The organism is Streptomyces sp. Ag82_O1-12, from assembly GCF_900182715.1.
In the GTDB taxonomy this organism is placed as follows: Bacteria; Actinomycetota; Actinomycetes; order Streptomycetales; family Streptomycetaceae; genus Streptomyces; species Streptomyces massasporeus.
On record NZ_FXUW01000001.1, the window covers coordinates 3,255,308 to 3,273,680 of the forward strand.

Here is an 18,373-nt window from a genome sequence, read left to right on the forward strand (position 1 = left end):
CTCCTCCGCCAAGGCCTGTTGTGGGCGAACTCACCTGTGGTGTCACCGGTTCGGCTGGCAGGGCCGGGGGTGATCCTCGTGAGGGGGGCGCGTGGCGAGGGCCGCGCCGGTAACGTCTCAGTATGGACACGTCCTGGTGGCTGGCGCTCGCCGCGGTGGTGCTGCTCGCGCTCATCGCCACGCTCGTCGACGGCTGGGGCCGGGGACGCCGGCCGTCGGCCCGGCGGGTCCGGCCCGCGGCACCGGCCGCGACGCTGGAGGGCCGGCCGCAGCCGGCGGAGATCTGGTGGGCGGACGTGCCCTACGAGGACGAGGCCCGCACGAAGGACCGTCCCTGTCTGGTGCTGGCGGTACACGGGGAGCGGGCGACGGTCGCGAAGATCACCACGCGGTTCCGCGACGAGCGGTCCGGGGTGATCCCGCTGCCCCCGGGCTCGGTCGGTGACGCCCAGGGCCGCGCGAGTTTCCTGGAGACGGACGAACTGCGGGAGGTCCCGGTGTGGGGCTTCCGGCGGCGGGTCGGCGTGGTGGATCCGGCGCTGTGGGACCGGGTGCGGTACTTGGCGGGCTGAGCAGGCGCGGGGGACGGGAACGTCCCGACGGCGGAGCGGGCGCGAAGGGCGGAGTCGTCCGGCGAGCTGAGCACGCACGAAGAGCCGGGTCCGTCCGGCGGGCCGAGCACGCATGAAGAGCCGGGGTCGGCCGGCGAGCGGCCGAGCACGCATGAAGAGCCGGAGCCGTCCCCCGCGGGCCGAGCGCGGCGTAGGACCGAACTCGTGACTCCGCACGAGGGACCGAAGCCGTGACTCCGCACGAAGACCGACGTCGTGACTCCGCATGAGGGGCCGACGTCGTGACGTCGTGACTGCGTACGAAGGGCCGGAGTCGTCGTGACTCCGGCCCTTCGTGGTGTCGGTGTCCGGCGTCGGCTACGCCCAGAGCTGGCCCTGGAGCGTGTCGATGGCCTCCTCCGTGGTGGCCGCCGTGTAGACGCCCGTCGAGAGGTACTTCCATCCGCCGTCGGCGACGACGAAGACGATGTCGGCGGACTCCCCGGCCTTGACGGCCTTCTTGCCGACGCCGATCGCGGCGTGCAGCGCGGCGCCCGTGGAGACCCCGGCGAAGATGCCCTCCTGCTGGAGCAGCTCGCGGGTGCGGGTGACCGCGTCCGCCGAGCCGACCGAGAAGCGGGTGGTGAGGACGGACGCGTCGTACAGCTCGGGGACGAAGCCCTCGTCGAGGTTGCGCAGGCCGTAGACCAGGTCGTCGTAGCGGGGCTCGGCCGCGACGATCTGGACGTCCGGCTTGTGCTCGCGCAGGAAGCGGCCCACGCCCATGAGGGTGCCGGTGGTGCCGAGGCCGGCCACGAAGTGCGTGACCGACGGCAGGTCGGCGAGGATCTCGGGGCCGGTGGTGGCGTAGTGGGCGCCCGCGTTGTCCGGGTTGCCGTACTGGTAGAGCATCACCCAGTCGGGGTGCTCGGCCGAGAGCTCCTTGGCGACGCGCACGGCGGTGTTGGAGCCGCCCGCCGCCGGGGAGGAGACGATCTCCGCACCCCACATGCCCAGCAGGTCCCGGCGTTCCTGCGAGGTGTTCTCGGGCATCACGCAGACGATGCGGTAGCCCTTGAGCTTCGCCGCCATCGCCAGGGAGATGCCGGTGTTGCCCGACGTCGGCTCGAGGATGGTGCAGCCCGGGGTCAGCCGGCCGTCCTTCTCCGCCTGCTCGATCATGTGCAGGGCCGGACGGTCCTTGACCGATCCCGTCGGGTTGCGGTCCTCCAGCTTCGCCCAGATTCGGACGTCGGCGGACGGCGACAGCCGCGGCAGGCGCACCAGGGGGGTGTTGCCGACCGCGGCCAGGGGGGAGTCGTAGCGCATGGGTGATCAGACCATGCCGCCGGCCACGGCCGGCAGGATCGTGACGCTGTCGCCGTCCGAGAGCTTGGTGTTGATGCCGTCGAGGAAGCGGACGTCCTCGTCGTTCAGGTAGACGTTGACGAAGCGGCGCAGGCTGTCGCCGTCCACGATGCGGGCCTGGATGCCGGCGTGCCGGGTCTCGAGGTCGGTGAAGAGCTCGGCGAGGGTGTCTCCCTTGCCCTCCACTGCCTTCTGACCGTCGGTGTAGGTGCGGAGGATGGTCGGGATGCGGACCTCGATGGCCATGGCTTCAGGGCTCCTGTCGGGAGTAGTCAGTCGGGGCGCGCGGCAGCGCAGGAACAGCAGGTGGTGCGTGTGTGCAGCGCCGCGGCTCACGGCCGTACGGCGGCAGGGACCGGCGTCAACAGATGGCGCTGGCGAGCCTGCACAGGTCGACGTGCAGCCGCGCCACGAGCAGATCGCCCGGCGTCTTTTCGCTCACGTCATGCAAAACCATGGGCTCATCGTATCGATTCCCGGTCCGGGTCCTGGAATGTGATCCCACATGGCGGACGTTTTCGGGCCGGGGAGTGAGACCGCCCTGTTCAGACGTCCTCAGTAGGCCTCGACTACCTGGACTTCCTCCTCCGTGACCGCGCCCTCGACGATACGGAAGGAGCGGAACTGGAACTCGCCGGCGCCGTCGGTGTCGGCGGTGGAGACGAGGACGTAGTGCGCGCCCGGCTCGTTGGCATAGGAGATGTCGGTGCGCGAGGGGTAGGCCTCGGTCGCGGTGTGGGAGTGGTAGATGACCACCGGCTCCTCGTCGCGGTCGTCCATCTCGCGGTAGAGCTTGAGCAGGTCGCCGGAGTCGAACTCGTAGAACGTGGGCGACATGGCCGCGTTGAGCATGGGGATGAAGCGCTCGGGGCGGTCCGAGCCCGCCGGGCCGGCGACGACGCCGCATGCCTCGTCGGGGTGGTCCTTGCGTGCGTGGGCGACGATCTGGTCGACGAGGGCCTGGGTGATGGTCAGCATGCCGGCAAGGATAAGCAGAAGGGCCGTTCCGTACCGAGGGTTGGTACGGAACGGCCCATATGCCGGACGCCCTGAGCGGCAGCGGCGGGGAGTGCCACGAGTACTCCCCGCCGCTGGGCGTCCTGGGAGAGGCTGCTCGGCAGCGCCGCCAGGGGCGCGGGGCCCTTCCGGCGAAGCGCCTAGCCGACCTTCTCGAACTCCGCGTCGCCGCGGCGCTCGGCGATCTGCGGGTTGCGGCTCTTGAGGACCTGCCAGCCGATGCCGAGGGCGACCGCCCAGCCGGCCGCGACGTACAGGCAGACCCGCGCGTCCTTGTCGTACGCGATCATGCAGGTCACGCCGATGAGGAAGAGGAGCGCGACCCAGCTGAAGAGCGCGCCGCCGGGAGCGGGGAAGGACGAGGCGCGCAGCCGGCCCGCGTCGACCGCGGCGCGGTAGCGGATGTGGCTGACGAGGATCATCATCCAGGTCCAGATGCCGGCCGCGGTGGCGACGGAGGTGACGTAGAGGAACGCCTTCTCCGGGACGACGTAGTTCAGGACGACGCCGATGCCCATGAGCGCGACGGAGACCGTGATGCCGACGGCGGGCGTCTTGCGGGCGTTGAGCTTGCCGAACGCCTGCGGGGCCTCGCTGTTGGCGGCCAGGTCGCGCAGCATGCGGCCGGTGGAGTACATGCCCGAGTTACAGGACGACAGGGCCGCGGTGAGCACCACGAAGTTGACGATTCCCGCGGCGAGCGGGATGCCGATCTCGCCGAACGCGTGGACGAACGGGCTCTCGCCCTCGGAGAACTCGGTCCACTTCACGACGGAGAGGATCACCAGCAGCGCGCCGACGTAGAAGACGATGATGCGCCAGGGCAGGGTGTTGATGGCCTTGGGCAGGGTCTTCTCGGGGTTCTCGGACTCGCCAGCGGTGACGCCGACGAGCTCGACGGCGAGGTAGGCGAACATGACGCCCTGGAGCGTCATCAGGCTGGAGCCGATGCCGTTCGGGAAGAAGCCGTCGTGCGACCAGAGGTTGGAGACTGCGGCGGTGTCACCGGCGTCGGAGAAGCCGAGGGTGAGCACGCCGAGACCGATGACGATCATGCCGATGATGGCCGTGACCTTGATCATCGAGAACCAGAACTCGACCTCGCCGAAGATCTTGACGGAGATCAGGTTGACGCCGAAGAGCACCACCAGGAAGACCAGGGCGCTGACCCATTGCGGGATCTCCGGGAACCAGAAGTGGATGTAGATCGCGGCGGCGGTGAGCTCGGCCATGCCGGTCACCACCCACATGAGCCAATACGTCCAGCCCGTGACGAACCCGAAGAACGGGCCGAGGAACTCGCGGGCGTACTCGGCGAAGGAGCCGGAGACGGGCCGGTAGAGGAGCAGCTCGCCCAGGGCCCGCATGATGAAGAAGATCACGACGCCGGCGAGGGCGTACATGAGGATGATGCTGGGGCCGGCCTTGGCGATGTTCGCACCGGCGCCCATGAACAGGCCGACGCCGATGGCGCCGCCGATCGCGATCATCTGGACCTGGCGGCTGCCGAGTCCGCGCTCGTACCCCTCTTCGGAGACGTTTTCCGATTCGACCTGCGCAGAGGTCATGTGTGGTGCGCCTTTCTCCATGCCGATCCGGGCCCTCGTCAGCCTCGGATCGGGTTTCGATCCCCCCGGAATGATGGAGCTGAGCGGGCCCGCGAGCCCGCTCGTGCCTGGCCGGCGGTTGCCGACTCGGTGGCGCACCCGGCCGAACATTCGGGTGGTGTTCTGCCGGGCGGTCGTGAAGATTTATCACGGCCGCAACACTGATCACAGGGGTGGGGTGTGGCACACGGCACAGGGAAAAGCGGACGAAACGCTTTCGAGGGGGCCATAGAGGGCGGGTGCGGTGACGCGATCGTTATCCGGATTTGAGTGTCCTCTGAGCGAACACCGATCGATCACTCGCCGGTCACGAAACCTGCACCGATCAGGCCATAAGGGTTCCGACCAGCGTCTCCTGGAGTCCACCGAGCCAGAGGTAGGCCATCACCATCGGCTTGCGGGGGTCGTCGTCCGGGAGGCGGTAGAGGAGGTCGGTGTCCTCGTCCTCGGTGATCTCCAGCCGCGAGCCGATCGCGAGCCGCAGGTCGTTCAGCGCGCCGAGCCACTGCTGTGACTCCGCCTGCGACAGTTTCAGCACCGCGCCGCCCTCGCCGGCCGCGGCCGAGGAGAGCGCGTCGAGGGAGCGGATCACCGTGAGGGCGCTGTCCCGCTTGCCGGCCCGCAGGTCGTTCTCGGTGTAGCGGCGGAACTCCGCGGAGTGCGCCCGCTGCTCCTCGGCGTCCCGGGGCGAGGCGGGCTGCTCGGGGTCGCTGTAGGCGTCCGGGAAGAGGCGCCGCAGCACCGGGTCGCTGGGCGGCTCGCTCGGGCCCTCCGCGAACAGCTCGGCGAGCGGGTCGTCGGGGGTGTCCTCGGCGGGGCCGGGGCCGATGAGCTCCAGGAGCTGGACCGCCAGCGACCGGATGATGGAGATCTCGACGTCGTCGAGGGCGACGGCCGCGCCGCCGCCGGGGAGCGGTTCGAAGGTTCCGGGCATGAACGCCTTTTCGCTGCTGGGCGGGGAGCTGGCTACTTGCGGTCCTGCTGGAGGGTGGCCCACAGGCCGTAGCCGTGCATGGCCTGCACGTCGCGTTCCATCTCCTCGCGACTGCCGCTGGAGACGACCGCCCGGCCCTTGTGGTGGACGTCGAGCATGAGCTTGGTGGCCTTGTCCTTGGAGTAGCCGAAGTACGACTGGAAGACGTACGTCACGTAGCTCATGAGGTTGACCGGGTCGTTGTGGACGATGGTGACCCACGGGACGTCCGGCTCGGGTACGGCGAAGACCTCCTCCGCCGACTCGGTGCGTTCGATCTCCAGGGGCGCGGGTGACGTCACACTGCCCATGCTGCCACCCGAGGGGGGTAGTCGCACAAACGGGCCTGGCCGCAAGGCGATCGCGTCTCCCGGGACCGCAATCGTCAGATTGACGAAATGGGGGTACGCTCCTCACCATGCCGCGGACACCGGGGGACGGCCCCCGGGCCCCCGGCCGACACACCACACGGCGAGAAATGGCGAGGAGAGCTGACGTGGACGTAGCGGACCTTGGGCTGCCGGTGGACGTTCCCTCGACGGCGCTCTTCACGGACCAGTACGAGCTGACGATGCTGCGGGCCGCCCTCGCGGCGGGCACGGCCGAGCGGCGGAGCGTGTTCGAGGTCTTCACCCGGCGGCTGCCGAACGGGCGCCGCTACGGCGTCGTGGGCGGCACCGGACGGGTGCTGGACGCGGTGGAGAACTTCCGCTTCGACACGGCCGTGCTGACCTTCCTGCGCGAGCGGGAGATCGTCGACGAGGAGACCCTGGACTGGCTGGCGGGCTACCGGTTCCGCGGCGACATCTGGGGCTACCCCGAGGGCGAGGTGTACTTCCCGGGCTCGCCGATCATGCGGGTCGAGGGCACCTTCGCCGAGTGCGTGCTGCTGGAGACCGTGATCCTTTCGATCCTCAACCACGACTCGGCGATCGCCGCCGCCGCCTCGCGGATGTCGGCGGCCGCCGGTGCCCGGCCGCTGATCGAGATGGGCGCCCGGCGCACGCACGAGCTGGCGGCGGTGGCGGCCTCCCGGGCCGCCTACGTCGGCGGATTCGCGACCACCTCCGACCTCGCGGCGGGCTTCCGCTACGGCATCCCGACCGTCGGCACCTCCGCGCACGCCTTCACCCTGCTGCACGACAGCGAGCGGGACGCCTTCCAGGCCCAGGTGAACACGCTGGGCTCGGGCACCACGCTGCTGGTGGACACCTACGACGTCGCCGAGGCGGTCCGCACGGCCGTCGAGGTCGCCGGGACCGGGCTGGGCGCGGTGCGGATCGACTCCGGCGACCTGCTGCTGGTGGCGCACCGGGTGCGCCAGCAGCTCGACGAGCTGGGCGCGAGGGACACGAAGATCGTCGTGACCTCGGACCTGGACGAGTACGCGATCGCCTCGCTGGCCGCGGCGCCGGTGGACGCGTACGGCGTCGGCACGCAGCTGGTGACCGGCTCCGGCCACCCGACCTCCTCGATGGTCTACAAGCTGGTCGCGCGGGCCGAGTCCGCCGACCCGAAGGCGCCGCTGGTGCCGGTGGCGAAGAAGTCCACCGGCGGCAAGACGTCGGTCGGCGGACGCAAGTGGGCCGCGCGGCGGCTGGACTCCTACGGGGTCGCCGAGGCCGAGGTGCTCGGCACCGGGCCGGTGCCGGCCGCGCTCGCGGACCGGCAGCTGCTGGTGGAGCTGGTCAAGGGGGGCGAGGTGGTGGCGCGCGAGCCCCTGGACGCGGCGCGCGAGCGGCACACGAGGGCGCGCGCGGGTCTCCCGATGTCGGCCACGCAGCTCTCACGCGGGGAGCCCGTCCTTCCCACGGAGTACCTGCACGCGAGCTCGGGTAGCTAGGGGGTGTTCGGAACGGGCAGTGTGGTGCCCGCGGTGTTCGGTGCGTGCCCTCGGCGTGCCGGACGAAGGCCCTCGTAGCGGAGCTACTCGGGTTTTCGGCCGGTGCGGCGAGGGGGCGTGCCGGGCGCCGTGGGTGCTGTGCTGCACGTTCCGAACACCCCCTGGTTGCGGTGTGCCGAGATGCGCCGACCCGAGCCCCCTCCCGCCCGCTCCCCTCTGTCAATAGGCTCGGTGGTTCACCGGCCGGGCTTGCCGACCTCATAGCCGAAGGACACCGACCATGCGCCGCGCCTTGATCGTCGTCGATGTGCAGAACGACTTCTGTGAGGGGGGCAGCCTCGCGGTGTCCGGCGGTGCCGATGTGGCCGCCGCCGTCACCGAGCTGATCGGGCAGGCGGCCGGGTCCGGCTACCAGCACGTCGTGGCGACCCGCGACCACCACATCGCCCCCGGTGGCCACTTCTCCACGAACCCGGACTACGCCCGCTCCTGGCCCGCGCACTGCGTGGCCGGCACCGAGGGCGTCGGCTTCCACCCGAACTTCGCCCCCGCCGTCGCCTCCGGCTCGATCGACGCGGTGTTCGACAAGGGGGCGTACTCGGCGGCGTACAGCGGTTTCGAGGGCGCCGACGAGAACGGCACGCCGCTGGCCGACTGGCTGCGCTCCCGCGACGTCACCGAGGTCGACGTGGTCGGCATCGCCACGGACCACTGCGTACGCGCCACGGCGCTGGACGCCGCCCGGGAGGGCTTCCGTACGCAGGTCCTGCTGGATCTGACGGCCGGAGTGACCCAGGAGAGCACCGAGCGGGCCCTGGAGGAGCTGCGCGAGGCGGGCGTGGAGCTGTCGGGCAAGCCGGTCGTGCCGTAGCCGAGCGGCTCCCGGCGGGCACCGCCGTAGCCGAGCGGCTCCCGGCGGGCACCTCGGGTCAGGTCTGGGCCGTCGGGCGCCTGAGGAGGGCCCGGATCGGGCGCCACAGCTCCTGGACCAGCTCCGGGCTGGACGGGACACCGTTGTCGGGGGCCGTGCGCCATATCAGGCCGTCGGGGTGGTGCAGGACCGCGGTGATCTCGTCGGGGGTCGGCGGGGCCGCGTTGCCGCGCAGGTAGACCGACCGCAGACCCAGATTGCGGAGCCTGGTCAGGGCCCGGGCGCGGTTCACGGAGTGGACGAGGACGCGGACGGCGCCGGGGCCGTCGACGGCGGGGCTGGGCAGGTTCAGTGCCACCACCACCGTGCCGTTCGGCAGCTTGCAGAAGCCTCCTGCGGCCATGCGCTCAGTCCCCCGTGTCGGTCGGTGTCAATAAGAGAGCCACAGGACGCACCTAAACACGGATCGGCGGTGACCCGCTAGTGGGTCACCGCCGATCACGCTCTGACCTGCAAGGATGCGGATTACCTACCCGCGGCGCCGACCTCCAGCTCGATCGTCGAGCCGTCCTTGGCTTCCTTGAGGATCTTGATCTTCGTGTTGGTGTCAGTGATCTTGACACCCGCGGTCGGGTTCGACTCGTCGTAGTAGTCGTTCTTCCGGTCGTTGAAGACCGAGACGCCCTTCGAGCCCGGGATGTACTTCGCGACGTCCGCGTTGTGCAGCGTCATGCCGTCGGTGCGGTAGAGGCTGAACGGCGAGTCGTAGGCCTGGACGCGGTTGCGCATCAGGGTGCCGTCGGCCCACTTCAGCGCGTCCGGGTGCGAGTCGATCGGCAGGACCAGACCGGTGCCCTTGTGCTGGCTGGTGTTGTTGTCCACCTGGGAGGTGTCCCACTTCCAGATCAACAGGCCGTTCTGGTACGCGTAGTGCTCCACCCAGTCCGGGCGCGCCGTGAAGCCGAAGTTGTACGGGCCGGTCTTCAGCGTCTTGTCGTACGACACGTACTGCCGGTTCTCGGCGATGTAGTACTGCGCGTAGTCCTTGGTGAAGGACGCGCCGATGCGGGAGAAGCCGGTGGCCTTCCACGCGCCGTCCGCGGTCTCGGCGTTGTCGGAGAAGACGGGCGCACCGTCGGCCGTCACCGTGATCGCGTCGGCCGCGAAGCCCTTCTGGGCCACGCCGCCGTCGGTCTGGTAGCGGAAGCGGAGCTCGATCTTCTTGCCGGCGTAGGCGTCGAGCGGGAAGGCGAGCTTCTTGTAGCCGTCGACCGTGCCGGTCAGGACCGGCTTGTCGCTGGCGTCGCGCTGGATCGGCTGGCCGTCCACCGTGCCGTCGACAGCGGTCCAGTTGGCGCCGCCGTCGGTCGAGACCTCGGTGTAGAGGAAGTCGTAGTTGGCCTCGATGTCGTACCAGCCGTCGAGGGTCAGCTGCGCCTTCGACTTGCCGGTCAGGTCGACGGCACGCGTCAGGGTGTTCTTGAGGTCGTCACCGCTGCCGCTCCACCACTGGGTCTTGCCCTCGGCGGGGGTGACGACCTCGGTGGTGACCGCCTTCTTGGGGAGGTCGACGACCAGGGCCTGCTTGTGCTTGGTGTTGTACTCGGCGAGGCCCAGCTTGTGCCAGGAGCTGACGCCGGCCTTGGCCTTGTCGAAGTTCAGCCAGCCCAGCTGCATCTTGTCCCAGGCGGTCATGTCGCCGGGCAGGTCGCCGATCTCGTTCCTGCCGGTGCCGAGCCAGGAACCGGACGACATCAGCGTCCAGAAGCCGGTGGAGTTCTCGCCGCCCGAGGTGTCGTAGTGGTCCGGCAGACCGAGGTCGTGGCCGTACTCGTGGGCGTAGACGCCGAGTCCGCCGTTCTCGGGCTGGACGGTGTAGTCGCCGACCCAGATGCCGGTGGAGCCGATCTGCGCGCCGCCGAGCTTGTTCTGCTCGGGGCCGCTGGCGCCGGCGTCGGTACCGAAGGCGTACCAGCGGTGGGCCCAGATCGCGTCGGTGCCCTGGGCGCCGCCGCCGGCGGACTCGTCCTCGCCGGCGTGCACGATCTGGAAGTGGTCGATGTAGCCGTCGGGCTCGTTGAAGTCGCCGTCGCCGTCGAAGTCGTAGCGGTCCCACTCGTCGAACCGGGCGACGTCGGCCTTGATCTGCGCGTCGGTGCGGCCGGCCGCCTTCTGCCGGTCGACCCAGGCGTTCAGACCGTCGCTGACGACGTTCCACACGCTCGAGCAGTTGGTGTCACCGCAGGCGTTGTTGCCGTAACGGGCCTCGTTGTAGGGGACCTTGACCCAGTCGGAGACCTCGCCGTCGACCGAGTAGCGGCCCGAGGACTGCTTCTCGTAGTAGGTCTTGACCGAGTCGACGCCCTTGCCGTGACCGAAGTACAGGTCCTGGAAGTACTCCTGGTCGTAGTCGGCCCTCCACGCCGTGGAGTTGTCCTTCTTGCGGTCCGGCTTGGCTATGGTGTTGTGCAGCGGGCCGGGGGTGCCGCCGTAGCGGCTGTCGACCTTGTCGCCGAACTCGACCAGGATCGTGAAGATCTTGTCGGTCTTCTCGCGGCCGAGCTCGACGTACTTGGCGTCGCCCTTCTTGCTCTTGAGCTGGACGACCTTCGAGCCCTCGCGGTTCTTGGCCTTGCTCTTGCCCGATATGACCTGCTTGAGGGCTTCCTGGCGCTGAGCGTCCTGCGTCTTGCTCAGCGGGCCTTCGAGGTCGTGCTCGTCGTGGTGACGATCCGCCGGGTCATGCCGGTCCACGGTGGTGGACCGGGGGGCCGGGGCGTCGTCGGCCACCGCGTACGTCGAGGCGGTGGCGGTGGCCGCCGCGAGCGCCACGCTTATGGCGGCCGCTCGGAACGTCCAGGGTCTACTGGTCACTTGAGATCCTCCCCCGCGTTCGGGCGCGCGGCAGGCAGGGTCCCGGTCGTGGAATCCGCGCGCACGTGATCAACGCGTGTAGTCAAGTGACGACATTTGACTAGAGGTTTAGAAGAAAAGACAGACCTTGACTTGGACAGGTCAAGTGCACTATGCGGAGGCAACGTTCGTTTTACGGACAACCAAACGGTTGTCCCCTGGCCCTCCCCACCGGCCGTGCGGGCGCGTGCATATGTCCACTAGGTGGACGTCATGACTCCGTGCGCCCCCTGTGCACCGCCCTTGTTGATTAGGTCACGCTTACCGCCGGTTCCGGTCGGGCACCCTGCCGGTGAGAATGTCGGTTGGCGGAACGCCCGGAAGCCGGCGTAAAGCCAGGCCGACACCACCGTGGACCCCCACTTTCGAGGACATGATGGCCATGCCCCGTCCGACTGCCGCACAGCTCGCCTACGGTTCCTGCACCGTGATCTTCTCGACCCTCGCCATGCTGCTGCTGTCTCAGACGAGTTCGGGTGCGGGGATCGCGGTCATCTGCGTCGCGGCGCTCGCCCTCGGACTGCTGGTCGCCATGACGGTGCCGCTGCCCGGGAAGCGCCCGGCCGCGGTGGAACAGCCCGCGCCCCAGGAGCCGCTCCGGGCCTCGGTCCCGGCGCCGGCCCCGGAGCCGGCCCGGGAGCCGGTACGCGAACGGGCGGCCTCCTGACCGCCCGTCGCGCTCCAGTCGATTCTCCTGTGCCTCACTTCGTGCTGACCACGACCGTCTTGGCCGCCTTGTCGTGCAGGCCCTGCTTGTAGGGCCGGTCGAAGTAGCTCCAGCCGCCGCAGATCGCGGTCCAGACACAGGCGCAGCAGAAGGCGAACGGGATCCACAGCACCGCGGCGCGCGCCAGCGCGATCTGCGTGGAGGGCGTCGCCCCGTTGTCCAGGTTGGCCACCCGCATGTGCAGCAGCTTCTTGCCGAGGGTCTGGCCGGTCCGCGCGGTCAGGAGGGTGTCGTAGGCGATGTAGAGGACGGCGGCGACCGCCGACTGCCAGAACGACTTGCCGATCTCGATGCGGTCGCTGTCCACGTTGTACTCGTTGACACCGAAGCCCCAGGTGAGCAGCCAGACGACGACACCCACCAGGATCATGTCGATGATGCGCGCGAGCGTGCGCTTGCCGCTGTCGGCGAGCGGGGGCATGCCGGCGAGGGGGTCGGCGGGGTGGGGGCCGCCGCCGTACGGGTCACCGCCGTAGGGGCCGCCGCCGTAGGGGCCGCCGCCGGGACCGCCCGGGCCGTTCGGCCCGCCCGGGCCACCGCCCGCGTACGGCGGGGGCTCGCCGCCAGGGGGCGAGCCCGTGCCCCCACCGGGCGGCTCGTCCGGGGGGCGCTTCCGGAACGGGTCGTCGTCCGGGGGCTGCTGGCCGGAGCCGGGGGGCGGTTCACTGCTCATGGCCCGAGTCGACCGCGAACCCCCGTGCTCCGCATCCGGCGGACGGCCGTCCGAGGGAGCCCAGCACGCTCAGCCCGCTCAACCGGCTCAGCCCGCTCAGCCCGCTCAGCCCGCTCAGCCCGCCACGAAGGTGCGGGCCGCCTTGTCGTGCCAGCACTGGCGCCAGGGCCGGTCGAAGAGGCACCAGGCGACGCCGACGATCCCGACGACGAGGAGTCCGGGCACGCTGTAGACCAGCCAGCGGCGCAGGGCCGCGCCGAACTCCGGTGAGTCGTGGGCCTCGATGTCCCGCACTTCGAGGCCCATCAGCTTCTTGCCGAGAGTGCGGCCCCACTTGGCGGTGGGCAGCACCTCGCACAGGATCCCGGCGAGCAGCAGGACAGCCAGGATGATGCCGAGATAGATCGAGGTCGTGCCGTCGAGCAGCCAGACCGTGACGGTCTCGCCGGAGAGCTTGGCCGCGTCGATCTTCTCGTTGACGTGGTCGACCGCCTTGGTGCCGAGCGGCACGGCGGCCGCGGCGGTGAGGGCGGCGAGGACGACGGTGTCCAGCAGCCGGGCGGCCAGCCGCTTGCCCAGTCCCGCGGGGCGGGCCTCGGCCTGGCGCCGGGCGGCCGCCTGGAACACGTCCTCGACCGGCGGCTTCCAGGGTGCGACGGGCTGCTCGTCACCTCCACCGGCCCCGGCGAGCCGGTGCACCTGCTGCGCCCAGGAGGACTGACCGCCGCCCGGGCCCGCGCTGAGGGGAGTACCGGAGGAGGCGGCGGCACCGGGCTGGGCGCTGCCGGGTCCGGCGGACTGCGGAGGGACGGTGGGAGCCGCCTGGGGGCCGGACAGCGCGCTCGGGGCGGCGCCGGAGGCCTGTGCGGCCGCGCTCCCCGCTCCCGCCTGCGCGGCGGAGGCCCGGGCGGCGGCCGCCTTCCCGGCGCCGAAGCCGGGCCCCGCGGAGCCGCTCCCGGAACCGGTCGGCCCGGCCTGGGGGCCGAAGGCGGGTCCTGACGCGGCCGGGCCGAAGGCGGACGCCGCCGAGTCACCGCCCGAGCCGGCCGGCCCGAAGCCGGAACCGGCCGCGCCGCCTTGACCGCCTTGCACGCCCTGCATCCCCTGCGCGCCTTGCACCCCCTGCGCGCCTTGCGCGCCGAAACCGGGGGCCGCCGGGCCGCTGCCCGAGCCGCCCGAGCCCGCCGGCCCGAAGCCGGAACCACCGGAGTTGCCGCCGGCGTTTCCGCCGGAACCACCGGAGTTGCCGGCCGGCCCCGTGCGCGGGGGCACCGCGCGGAACGTCATCGTGCCGTCGTCGGGAGTGTCGGCGGCGGCCCCTCCCCCGGCCTGCCCCGTCGGACGGCGGAACACGAACGTGCCGCCCCCCGCCGCGGCGTTCGCCTCCTGGCCGGAGGGCGCGCTGTTCGTCGCGCCGTCCGTACGGGCGGACTCACCCTCGGACCGCTGGTCGGCGCGCGCCACCCTCGGGTCACCGCTCTGCGCGCCCTGCGGTGCCGCGCCCTGTGCCCCCTGCGGCGCGCCCCACGAGACCCGGCGGTCCTGGTCGCCGCCGAAGCCGGACTGTCGCGAGCGGTCGGCGCCCCAGGCGGAGGCCGGTGCGGGACGGCTGCCGTGCTGCACGTCGGAGGCGGACGGCGGCTCGGAGGGCTCCTCGACCGGGTCTTCGTCGAAGAAGTGCGGCCCGGTCTCCTCGACCGAGGCGGCGGCGCCGGACTGCCCCGCCCCCGCTCCGGGCGGCGGTGCGAGCGACTCGCCGTTCTTGGGCGCCGGACGGCTGGTGCCCGGCACCCAGGAGGCGCCGTTCCAGTACCGGACATATCCAGGAATGGACGGGTCCGGGTAATACCCTTCGCGGGGCCTGTCGTCACCGGGGGCCGGGGTTGGGGCGCTCATGTCCGTCGTCCCGTATCTGCTCGGGGGTCAAATGGGGGCCTCCACATCTATCAGACGAGCGCAAGCCCCACCGCCGCTCCCACCGGACCCACCCCTTTCGAGCACCGATGTGCTACGCGCCGCGCCGCTCCGGTGGATCCCCCTGCGAAAAAACTTCCGGCAAGCCGCGTAATGCCGCGGCCGCGGCCCGCTCTCTCCTTCCGACCGGCCCTCGCGGGCAGCCGTCTGGAGAAGGGAACACCGCCATGCACACCGTGGTGGAGCGGGAACTGGAGCTGAAACTCGTCCTGTCGCCGGAGCGCAGGATCCCGGTGCCGGCCCGGCTCGGGTACCTCACCGACGACCCCTACGCCGTCCACGTCACCTTCCACATCGACACCGAGCACCCCGTGTACTGGACGTTCGCCCGGGACCTGCTGGTGGAGGGCGTGTTCCGGCCGTGCGGGCAGGGGGACGTGCGGGTGTGGCCGACGAAGACCGAGGGGCGCAGCGTGGTGCTGATGGCGCTGAGTTCACCCGACGGGGACGCCCTGCTGGAGGCCCCGGCGGCGGCGGTGTCGGCCTGGCTGGAGCGGACGCTGAGGGTGGTGCCGCCGGGGACGGAGGGCGAACAGCTGGGCCTCGACGACGAACTGGCCCAGTTGCTCGCCCAGTGAGGGCAGTGAGGGCAGTAAGGGCCCGGGGCTCAGAAGAGCTTGCCCGGGTTCAGGATGTTCAGCGGGTCGAAGGCCTGCTTGACGGCCCGCTGCATCTCCATGCCCACGGGGCCGATCTCGCGCGCCAGCCACTCCTTCTTCAGGACGCCGACGCCGTGCTCGCCGGTGATGGTGCCGCCGAGTTCCAGACCGAGGGCCATGATCTCGTCGAAGGACTCGCGGGCGCGCCGGGACTCGTCGGGGTCCGCCGGGTCGAAACAGACCGTCGGGTGGGTGTTGCCGTCACCCGCGTGGGCGACGACACCGATGGTGAGCTGGTACTTCTCGGCGATCCGGTCGACCCCTTCGAGCATCTCGGCGAGCCGGGAGCGGGGCACGCACACGTCGTCGATCATCGTCACACCCTTGACCGCCTCCAGCGCGGTGAGCGACAACCGCCGCGCCTGGAGGAGCAGTTCGGATTCCGCCACGTCGTCGGCGGGGACGACCTGGGTGGCCCCGGACGCCTCGCACAGGGCGCCGACGGCGGCGAGGTCGGCGGCGGGGGCGGTGGTGTCGAACGCGGCCAGGAGCAGCGCCTCGGTGCTCTCGGGGAGGCCCATCTGCGCCATGTCGTTGACGGCCTTGACCGTCGTACGGTCCATGAGTTCGAGGAGTGACGGCACATGGCCGCCCTCCATGATCCGGCACACGGCGTCGCAGGCCGCGGCGGCGGAGGCGAACTCCGCGGCCAGCACCAGCTGCTCGGGCGGCTTGGGGCGCAGCCCGAGGACGGCCCGTACGACGATGCCGAGCGAGCCTTCGGAGCCGACGAACAGCCGGGTCAGGTCGTAGCCGGCGACGCCCTTGGCGGTGCGGCGGCCGGTGGACATGAGCCGCCCGTCGGCGAGCACCACGTCCAGTCCGAGAACGTACTCGGCGGTGACCCCGTACTTCACACAGCACAGGCCGCCGGAGGCCGTGCCGATGTTGCCGCCGATGGTGCACATCTCCCAGCTGGAGGGGTCCGGCGGGTAGTACAGGCCGTGCTCGCCGACGGCCCGGGACAGGGCGGCGTTGATCACGCCGGGTTCGCAGACGGCGATGCGGTCGACCGGGTTGATCTCCAGGATCCGGTCCATCTTCGTCAGGGACAGCACGACGCAGCCCTCGGAGGCGTTGGCGGCGCCGGACAGTCCGGTGCGGGCGCCCTGCGGGACGACGGGGACGCGCAGGGCCGTGGCGGTGCGCATCACGTGCTGGACCTGTTCGGTCGTGCGGGGCAGCACGACCACGGCGGGGGTGCCGGCCGGGCAGAAGCTCGCCATGTCGTTGGCGTAGGAGGCCGTGACGTCGGGGTCGGTGAGGACCGCTTCGGCCGGGAGGCCGCTGAGCAGCAGGTCCACGAGGTCGCCGGTCGCTGCGGTGTCCTCGGAGCTGGGCGCTTCGATACGGCTCATGATCACAGGTTCGCACCCGGGGCCATCGGTGTGAACCCCGTCGGCGGCACCCTTCGCCTGCCCGGGTGGGGTCGTCGTACTGACGCACAGTGAGCGCCATGGAGAACCAGCAGGAGGGTCCGGTGCGGCGGCAGAGCGGTTCGAAGCGCCGGGTGCGCGTCCGGCCGGTGCTGATCGCCTCCGTCGCGGGGTGTGCCGTGCTGGGCGGGGTGCTGGTGCTGCTGCCGCGGGAGCGGTCCGCCGAGCCCGCTCGGCCGTCGCCGGGAGCGCTGGCCATGGCGGCGGTCGGCAGTGGGGTGCCGGCCGCGCTGCCCGGCCTGGCGGAGCTGATCGAGGAGCGGCGGGAGGCCGTGCGGACGCGCCCGCAGGACGCGACGTCCTGGGCGGTGCTCGGGGCGGCCTACGTGGAGCGGGGGCGGCGCCTGGCGGACCCGGCGGACTACCCGCGGGCGGAGAAGGCGCTGCGGGCGTCGTTGTCGGTGCGGCCGCAGCGCAACACCCGGGCACTGGCGGGGCTTGCCGCGCTGTCGAACGCCCGCCGGGACTTCCCCGCGGCGCGCCGGTGGGGTGAGGCGGCGCTGAAGCTGGAGCCGCGGCGGTGGACGACGTATCCGCTGCTCATCGACGCCTACACCGGGCTCGGTGAGTACAAGGCGGCCAAGCGGACGCTGGACCGGCTGACCGGGCTGCGCTCCGGGCCCGCCGTGCTGGCGCGGGCCGCGGCCGTGTACCGGGACCGGGGCTGGCGGGAGGACGCGGCGGCCTCGCTGGCGGACGCGGCGGCGGGCGCGCGGGCCCCCGCCGAGCGGGCCGCCTATCTGGAGCGGGCCGGGCAGCTGGCCTTCGAACGCGGGGACTTGGACGTCGCGCTGCGGCATTTCCGGGAGGCGGTCCGTCTCGACCCCGACCAGTGGGCCGCGCGGGCCGGGCAGGGGCGGACCCTGGCGGCCCTCGGCCGGACGACGCAGGCCCTGAACGCCTACCGGGCGGCCCTCGCCGGGCAGCCGTGTCCGCGGTACGCCCTGGAGCTGGGCGAGTTGTACGAGTCGCTGGGCATGCCGGAAGCAGCCCGGGTGCGGTACGGCCTGCTGCGGGAGCGGGTACGGCGCGCTGCCGCGGGCGGGGCCGACGAGGAGCTGGTACTGGGCCGGTTCGAGGCCGACCACGGCGATCCGAAGGCTGCGGTGCGGCGGTTGCGGGCGGAGTGGAAACGCCAGCCGGGGACGGAGGTCGCCGACGCGCTGGGCTGGGCCCTGTACCGGGCCGGGGAGCCCGAGGAGGCCCTGCGGTTCGCGCTGACGGCGACGGGCACCGAGCCCGGGGGCGGGGTGCTCGACGCGGCGTCCATGTACCACCGGGGCATGATCGAGCAAGAGCTGAACCGCCACGGCGCGGCCCGCCGACACCTCACGGAGGCCCTGCGGATCAACCCCCGCTTCTCCCCACTGCACGCGCCTGCGGCACGGGCGGCGACCGAGGCGCTGGGCGAGCCGCCGGACGAAGGGGTGCCGGAGATGGACGGCGGGGCGGGGTAGTTGGGTACGGCCGGGGTGCACCGCCGCGACTCCGCCGCCGGCCCGGCGAGACACGGGCCCGCGCTACGCCGACGGGCCCCGCGTGGCGGCGGCCAGGGGGGCGGGCGCGTCCGTGGCCGCGCGGCGATGCGGCGAGCGTGACGGCTGCGGCCCGGCAGGGCACGAGTTCCCTCTACGGCAACGCCCCCCGCCGAACGGGGGGCGGCGCCCCCCCGGGGGACGTCTCCGTCACCGCGCGGCAGGGCGGCGGGCTCGCGCAGCGGTGGCTGGGCGTGCGGGTGCCCCGTGACACCCGCACGCCCGC

18 protein-coding genes are annotated in these 18,373 nt (G+C 71.6%); 6 read left to right on the forward strand and 12 right to left on the reverse strand.

What is annotated here, in order from left to right; all coding sequences use genetic code 11:
- Positions 1–122 precede the first annotated feature (122 nt).
- Entirely contained in the window at positions 123–572 is a 450-nt protein-coding gene (locus QOL88_RS14925) for a type II toxin-antitoxin system PemK/MazF family toxin (protein ID WP_097216905.1), read from the forward strand.
- A gap of 357 nt (positions 573–929) precedes the next feature.
- Here the strand turns inward: QOL88_RS14925 and QOL88_RS14930 are convergent, their stop codons facing one another.
- The 7 genes from QOL88_RS14930 to clpS all read right to left on the reverse strand — a co-directional run bounded on the left by QOL88_RS14930 (position 930) and on the right by clpS (position 5,827).
- A complete protein-coding gene (locus tag QOL88_RS14930) occupies positions 930–1,880 on the reverse strand; it encodes a PLP-dependent cysteine synthase family protein (RefSeq protein WP_097216906.1) in 951 nt (316 codons plus the stop codon).
- Between the two features lie 6 nt (positions 1,881–1,886).
- Entirely contained in the window at positions 1,887–2,165 is a 279-nt protein-coding gene (locus tag QOL88_RS14935) for a MoaD/ThiS family protein (RefSeq protein WP_097216907.1), read from the reverse strand.
- Between the two features lie 115 nt (positions 2,166–2,280).
- Positions 2,281–2,376, reverse strand: a complete 96-nt coding sequence (locus QOL88_RS38610; protein ID WP_349362267.1) for a putative leader peptide — start codon at positions 2,374–2,376, stop codon at positions 2,281–2,283.
- A gap of 98 nt (positions 2,377–2,474) precedes the next feature.
- Positions 2,475–2,897 carry a M67 family metallopeptidase gene (locus tag QOL88_RS14940; RefSeq protein WP_003990554.1) on the reverse strand — a complete coding sequence of 141 codons (423 nt, stop codon included), beginning with the start codon at positions 2,895–2,897 and terminating at the stop codon, positions 2,475–2,477.
- A 179-nt stretch (positions 2,898–3,076) separates the two neighbouring features.
- Positions 3,077–4,504 (reverse strand): amino acid permease, encoded by a 1,428-nt coding sequence (locus QOL88_RS14945; RefSeq protein ID WP_097216909.1) that lies wholly within the window; start codon positions 4,502–4,504, stop codon positions 3,077–3,079.
- A 364-nt stretch (positions 4,505–4,868) separates the two neighbouring features.
- Positions 4,869–5,477, reverse strand: a complete 609-nt coding sequence (locus QOL88_RS14950) for a DUF2017 domain-containing protein (protein WP_097216910.1) — start codon at positions 5,475–5,477, stop codon at positions 4,869–4,871.
- 32 nt (positions 5,478–5,509) lie between these two features.
- Positions 5,510–5,827, reverse strand: coding sequence for an ATP-dependent Clp protease adapter ClpS (clpS, locus tag QOL88_RS14955; RefSeq protein WP_031102986.1), 318 nt, complete (start codon positions 5,825–5,827; stop codon positions 5,510–5,512).
- Positions 5,828–6,012: 185 nt separating this feature from the next.
- Between clpS and QOL88_RS14960 the strand changes: the two genes are divergently transcribed.
- Positions 6,013–7,359: a nicotinate phosphoribosyltransferase gene (locus QOL88_RS14960; protein WP_097216911.1), complete on the forward strand. Its 1,347-nt coding sequence runs from the start codon at positions 6,013–6,015 to the stop codon at positions 7,357–7,359.
- 280 nt (positions 7,360–7,639) lie between these two features.
- Positions 7,640–8,230: a nicotinamidase gene (locus QOL88_RS14965; protein ID WP_097216912.1), complete on the forward strand. Its 591-nt coding sequence runs from the start codon at positions 7,640–7,642 to the stop codon at positions 8,228–8,230.
- 58 nt (positions 8,231–8,288) lie between these two features.
- On the opposite strand, the gene QOL88_RS14970 is transcribed toward QOL88_RS14965, so the two are convergent.
- Both QOL88_RS14970 and QOL88_RS14975 read right to left on the reverse strand, forming a co-directional pair.
- Positions 8,289–8,633, reverse strand: a complete 345-nt coding sequence (locus QOL88_RS14970) for a hypothetical protein (protein WP_097216913.1) — start codon at positions 8,631–8,633, stop codon at positions 8,289–8,291.
- 122 nt (positions 8,634–8,755) lie between these two features.
- Entirely contained in the window at positions 8,756–11,104 is a 2,349-nt protein-coding gene (locus QOL88_RS14975) for an immune inhibitor A domain-containing protein (protein WP_097216914.1), read from the reverse strand.
- Between the two features lie 421 nt (positions 11,105–11,525).
- Here QOL88_RS14975 and QOL88_RS14980 point away from each other — a divergent pair, with 421 nt between their 5' ends.
- Positions 11,526–11,810, forward strand: a complete 285-nt coding sequence (locus QOL88_RS14980; RefSeq protein ID WP_143668863.1) for a hypothetical protein — start codon at positions 11,526–11,528, stop codon at positions 11,808–11,810.
- 34 nt (positions 11,811–11,844) lie between these two features.
- On the opposite strand, the gene QOL88_RS14985 is transcribed toward QOL88_RS14980, so the two are convergent.
- Together QOL88_RS14985 and QOL88_RS14990 are read right to left on the reverse strand one after the other, a co-directional pair.
- A complete protein-coding gene (locus tag QOL88_RS14985; RefSeq protein ID WP_097216915.1) occupies positions 11,845–12,543 on the reverse strand; it encodes an RDD family protein in 699 nt (232 codons plus the stop codon).
- A 114-nt stretch (positions 12,544–12,657) separates the two neighbouring features.
- Complete coding sequence (locus QOL88_RS14990; RefSeq protein ID WP_097216916.1) at positions 12,658–14,439, reverse strand: RDD family protein; 1,782 nt, start codon at positions 14,437–14,439, stop codon at positions 12,658–12,660.
- Positions 14,440–14,684: 245 nt separating this feature from the next.
- On the opposite strand from QOL88_RS14990, the gene QOL88_RS14995 reads away from it, so the two are divergent.
- A complete protein-coding gene (locus tag QOL88_RS14995; RefSeq protein ID WP_097216917.1) occupies positions 14,685–15,095 on the forward strand; it encodes an SsgA family sporulation/cell division regulator in 411 nt (136 codons plus the stop codon).
- A 29-nt stretch (positions 15,096–15,124) separates the two neighbouring features.
- On the opposite strand, the gene QOL88_RS15000 is transcribed toward QOL88_RS14995, so the two are convergent.
- On the reverse strand, positions 15,125–16,540 hold the full coding sequence (locus tag QOL88_RS15000; protein WP_097216918.1) for an FAD-binding oxidoreductase: 1,416 nt from the start codon (positions 16,538–16,540) through the stop codon (positions 15,125–15,127).
- Positions 16,541–16,632: 92 nt separating this feature from the next.
- Here QOL88_RS15000 and QOL88_RS15005 point away from each other — a divergent pair, with 92 nt between their 5' ends.
- Positions 16,633–18,069 carry a tetratricopeptide repeat protein gene (locus tag QOL88_RS15005; protein ID WP_097216919.1) on the forward strand — a complete coding sequence of 479 codons (1,437 nt, stop codon included), beginning with the start codon at positions 16,633–16,635 and terminating at the stop codon, positions 18,067–18,069.
- Positions 18,070–18,373: the final 304 nt, after the last annotated feature.

Coding starts and splice junctions, on each gene's coding strand:
- QOL88_RS14925 (WP_097216905.1), top strand. CDS start 123: ATGGACACGTCCTGGTGGCTGGCGCTCGCCGCGGTGGTGCTGCTCGCG.
- QOL88_RS14930 (WP_097216906.1), bottom strand. CDS start 1,880: ATGCGCTACGACTCCCCCCTGGCCGCGGTCGGCAACACCCCCCTGGTG.
- QOL88_RS14935 (WP_097216907.1), bottom strand. CDS start 2,165: ATGGCCATCGAGGTCCGCATCCCGACCATCCTCCGCACCTACACCGAC.
- QOL88_RS38610 (WP_349362267.1), bottom strand. CDS start 2,376: ATGGTTTTGCATGACGTGAGCGAAAAGACGCCGGGCGATCTGCTCGTG.
- QOL88_RS14940 (WP_003990554.1), bottom strand. CDS start 2,897: ATGCTGACCATCACCCAGGCCCTCGTCGACCAGATCGTCGCCCACGCA.
- QOL88_RS14945 (WP_097216909.1), bottom strand. CDS start 4,504: ATGACCTCTGCGCAGGTCGAATCGGAAAACGTCTCCGAAGAGGGGTAC.
- QOL88_RS14950 (WP_097216910.1), bottom strand. CDS start 5,477: ATGCCCGGAACCTTCGAACCGCTCCCCGGCGGCGGCGCGGCCGTCGCC.
- clpS (WP_031102986.1), bottom strand. CDS start 5,827: ATGGGCAGTGTGACGTCACCCGCGCCCCTGGAGATCGAACGCACCGAG.
- QOL88_RS14965 (WP_097216912.1), top strand. CDS start 7,640: ATGCGCCGCGCCTTGATCGTCGTCGATGTGCAGAACGACTTCTGTGAG.
- QOL88_RS14970 (WP_097216913.1), bottom strand. CDS start 8,633: ATGGCCGCAGGAGGCTTCTGCAAGCTGCCGAACGGCACGGTGGTGGTG.
- QOL88_RS14980 (WP_143668863.1), top strand. CDS start 11,526: ATGCCCCGTCCGACTGCCGCACAGCTCGCCTACGGTTCCTGCACCGTG.
- QOL88_RS14985 (WP_097216915.1), bottom strand. CDS start 12,543: ATGAGCAGTGAACCGCCCCCCGGCTCCGGCCAGCAGCCCCCGGACGAC.
- QOL88_RS14990 (WP_097216916.1), bottom strand. CDS start 14,439: ATGAGCGCCCCAACCCCGGCCCCCGGTGACGACAGGCCCCGCGAAGGG.
- QOL88_RS14995 (WP_097216917.1), top strand. CDS start 14,685: ATGCACACCGTGGTGGAGCGGGAACTGGAGCTGAAACTCGTCCTGTCG.
- QOL88_RS15005 (WP_097216919.1), top strand. CDS start 16,633: ATGGAGAACCAGCAGGAGGGTCCGGTGCGGCGGCAGAGCGGTTCGAAG.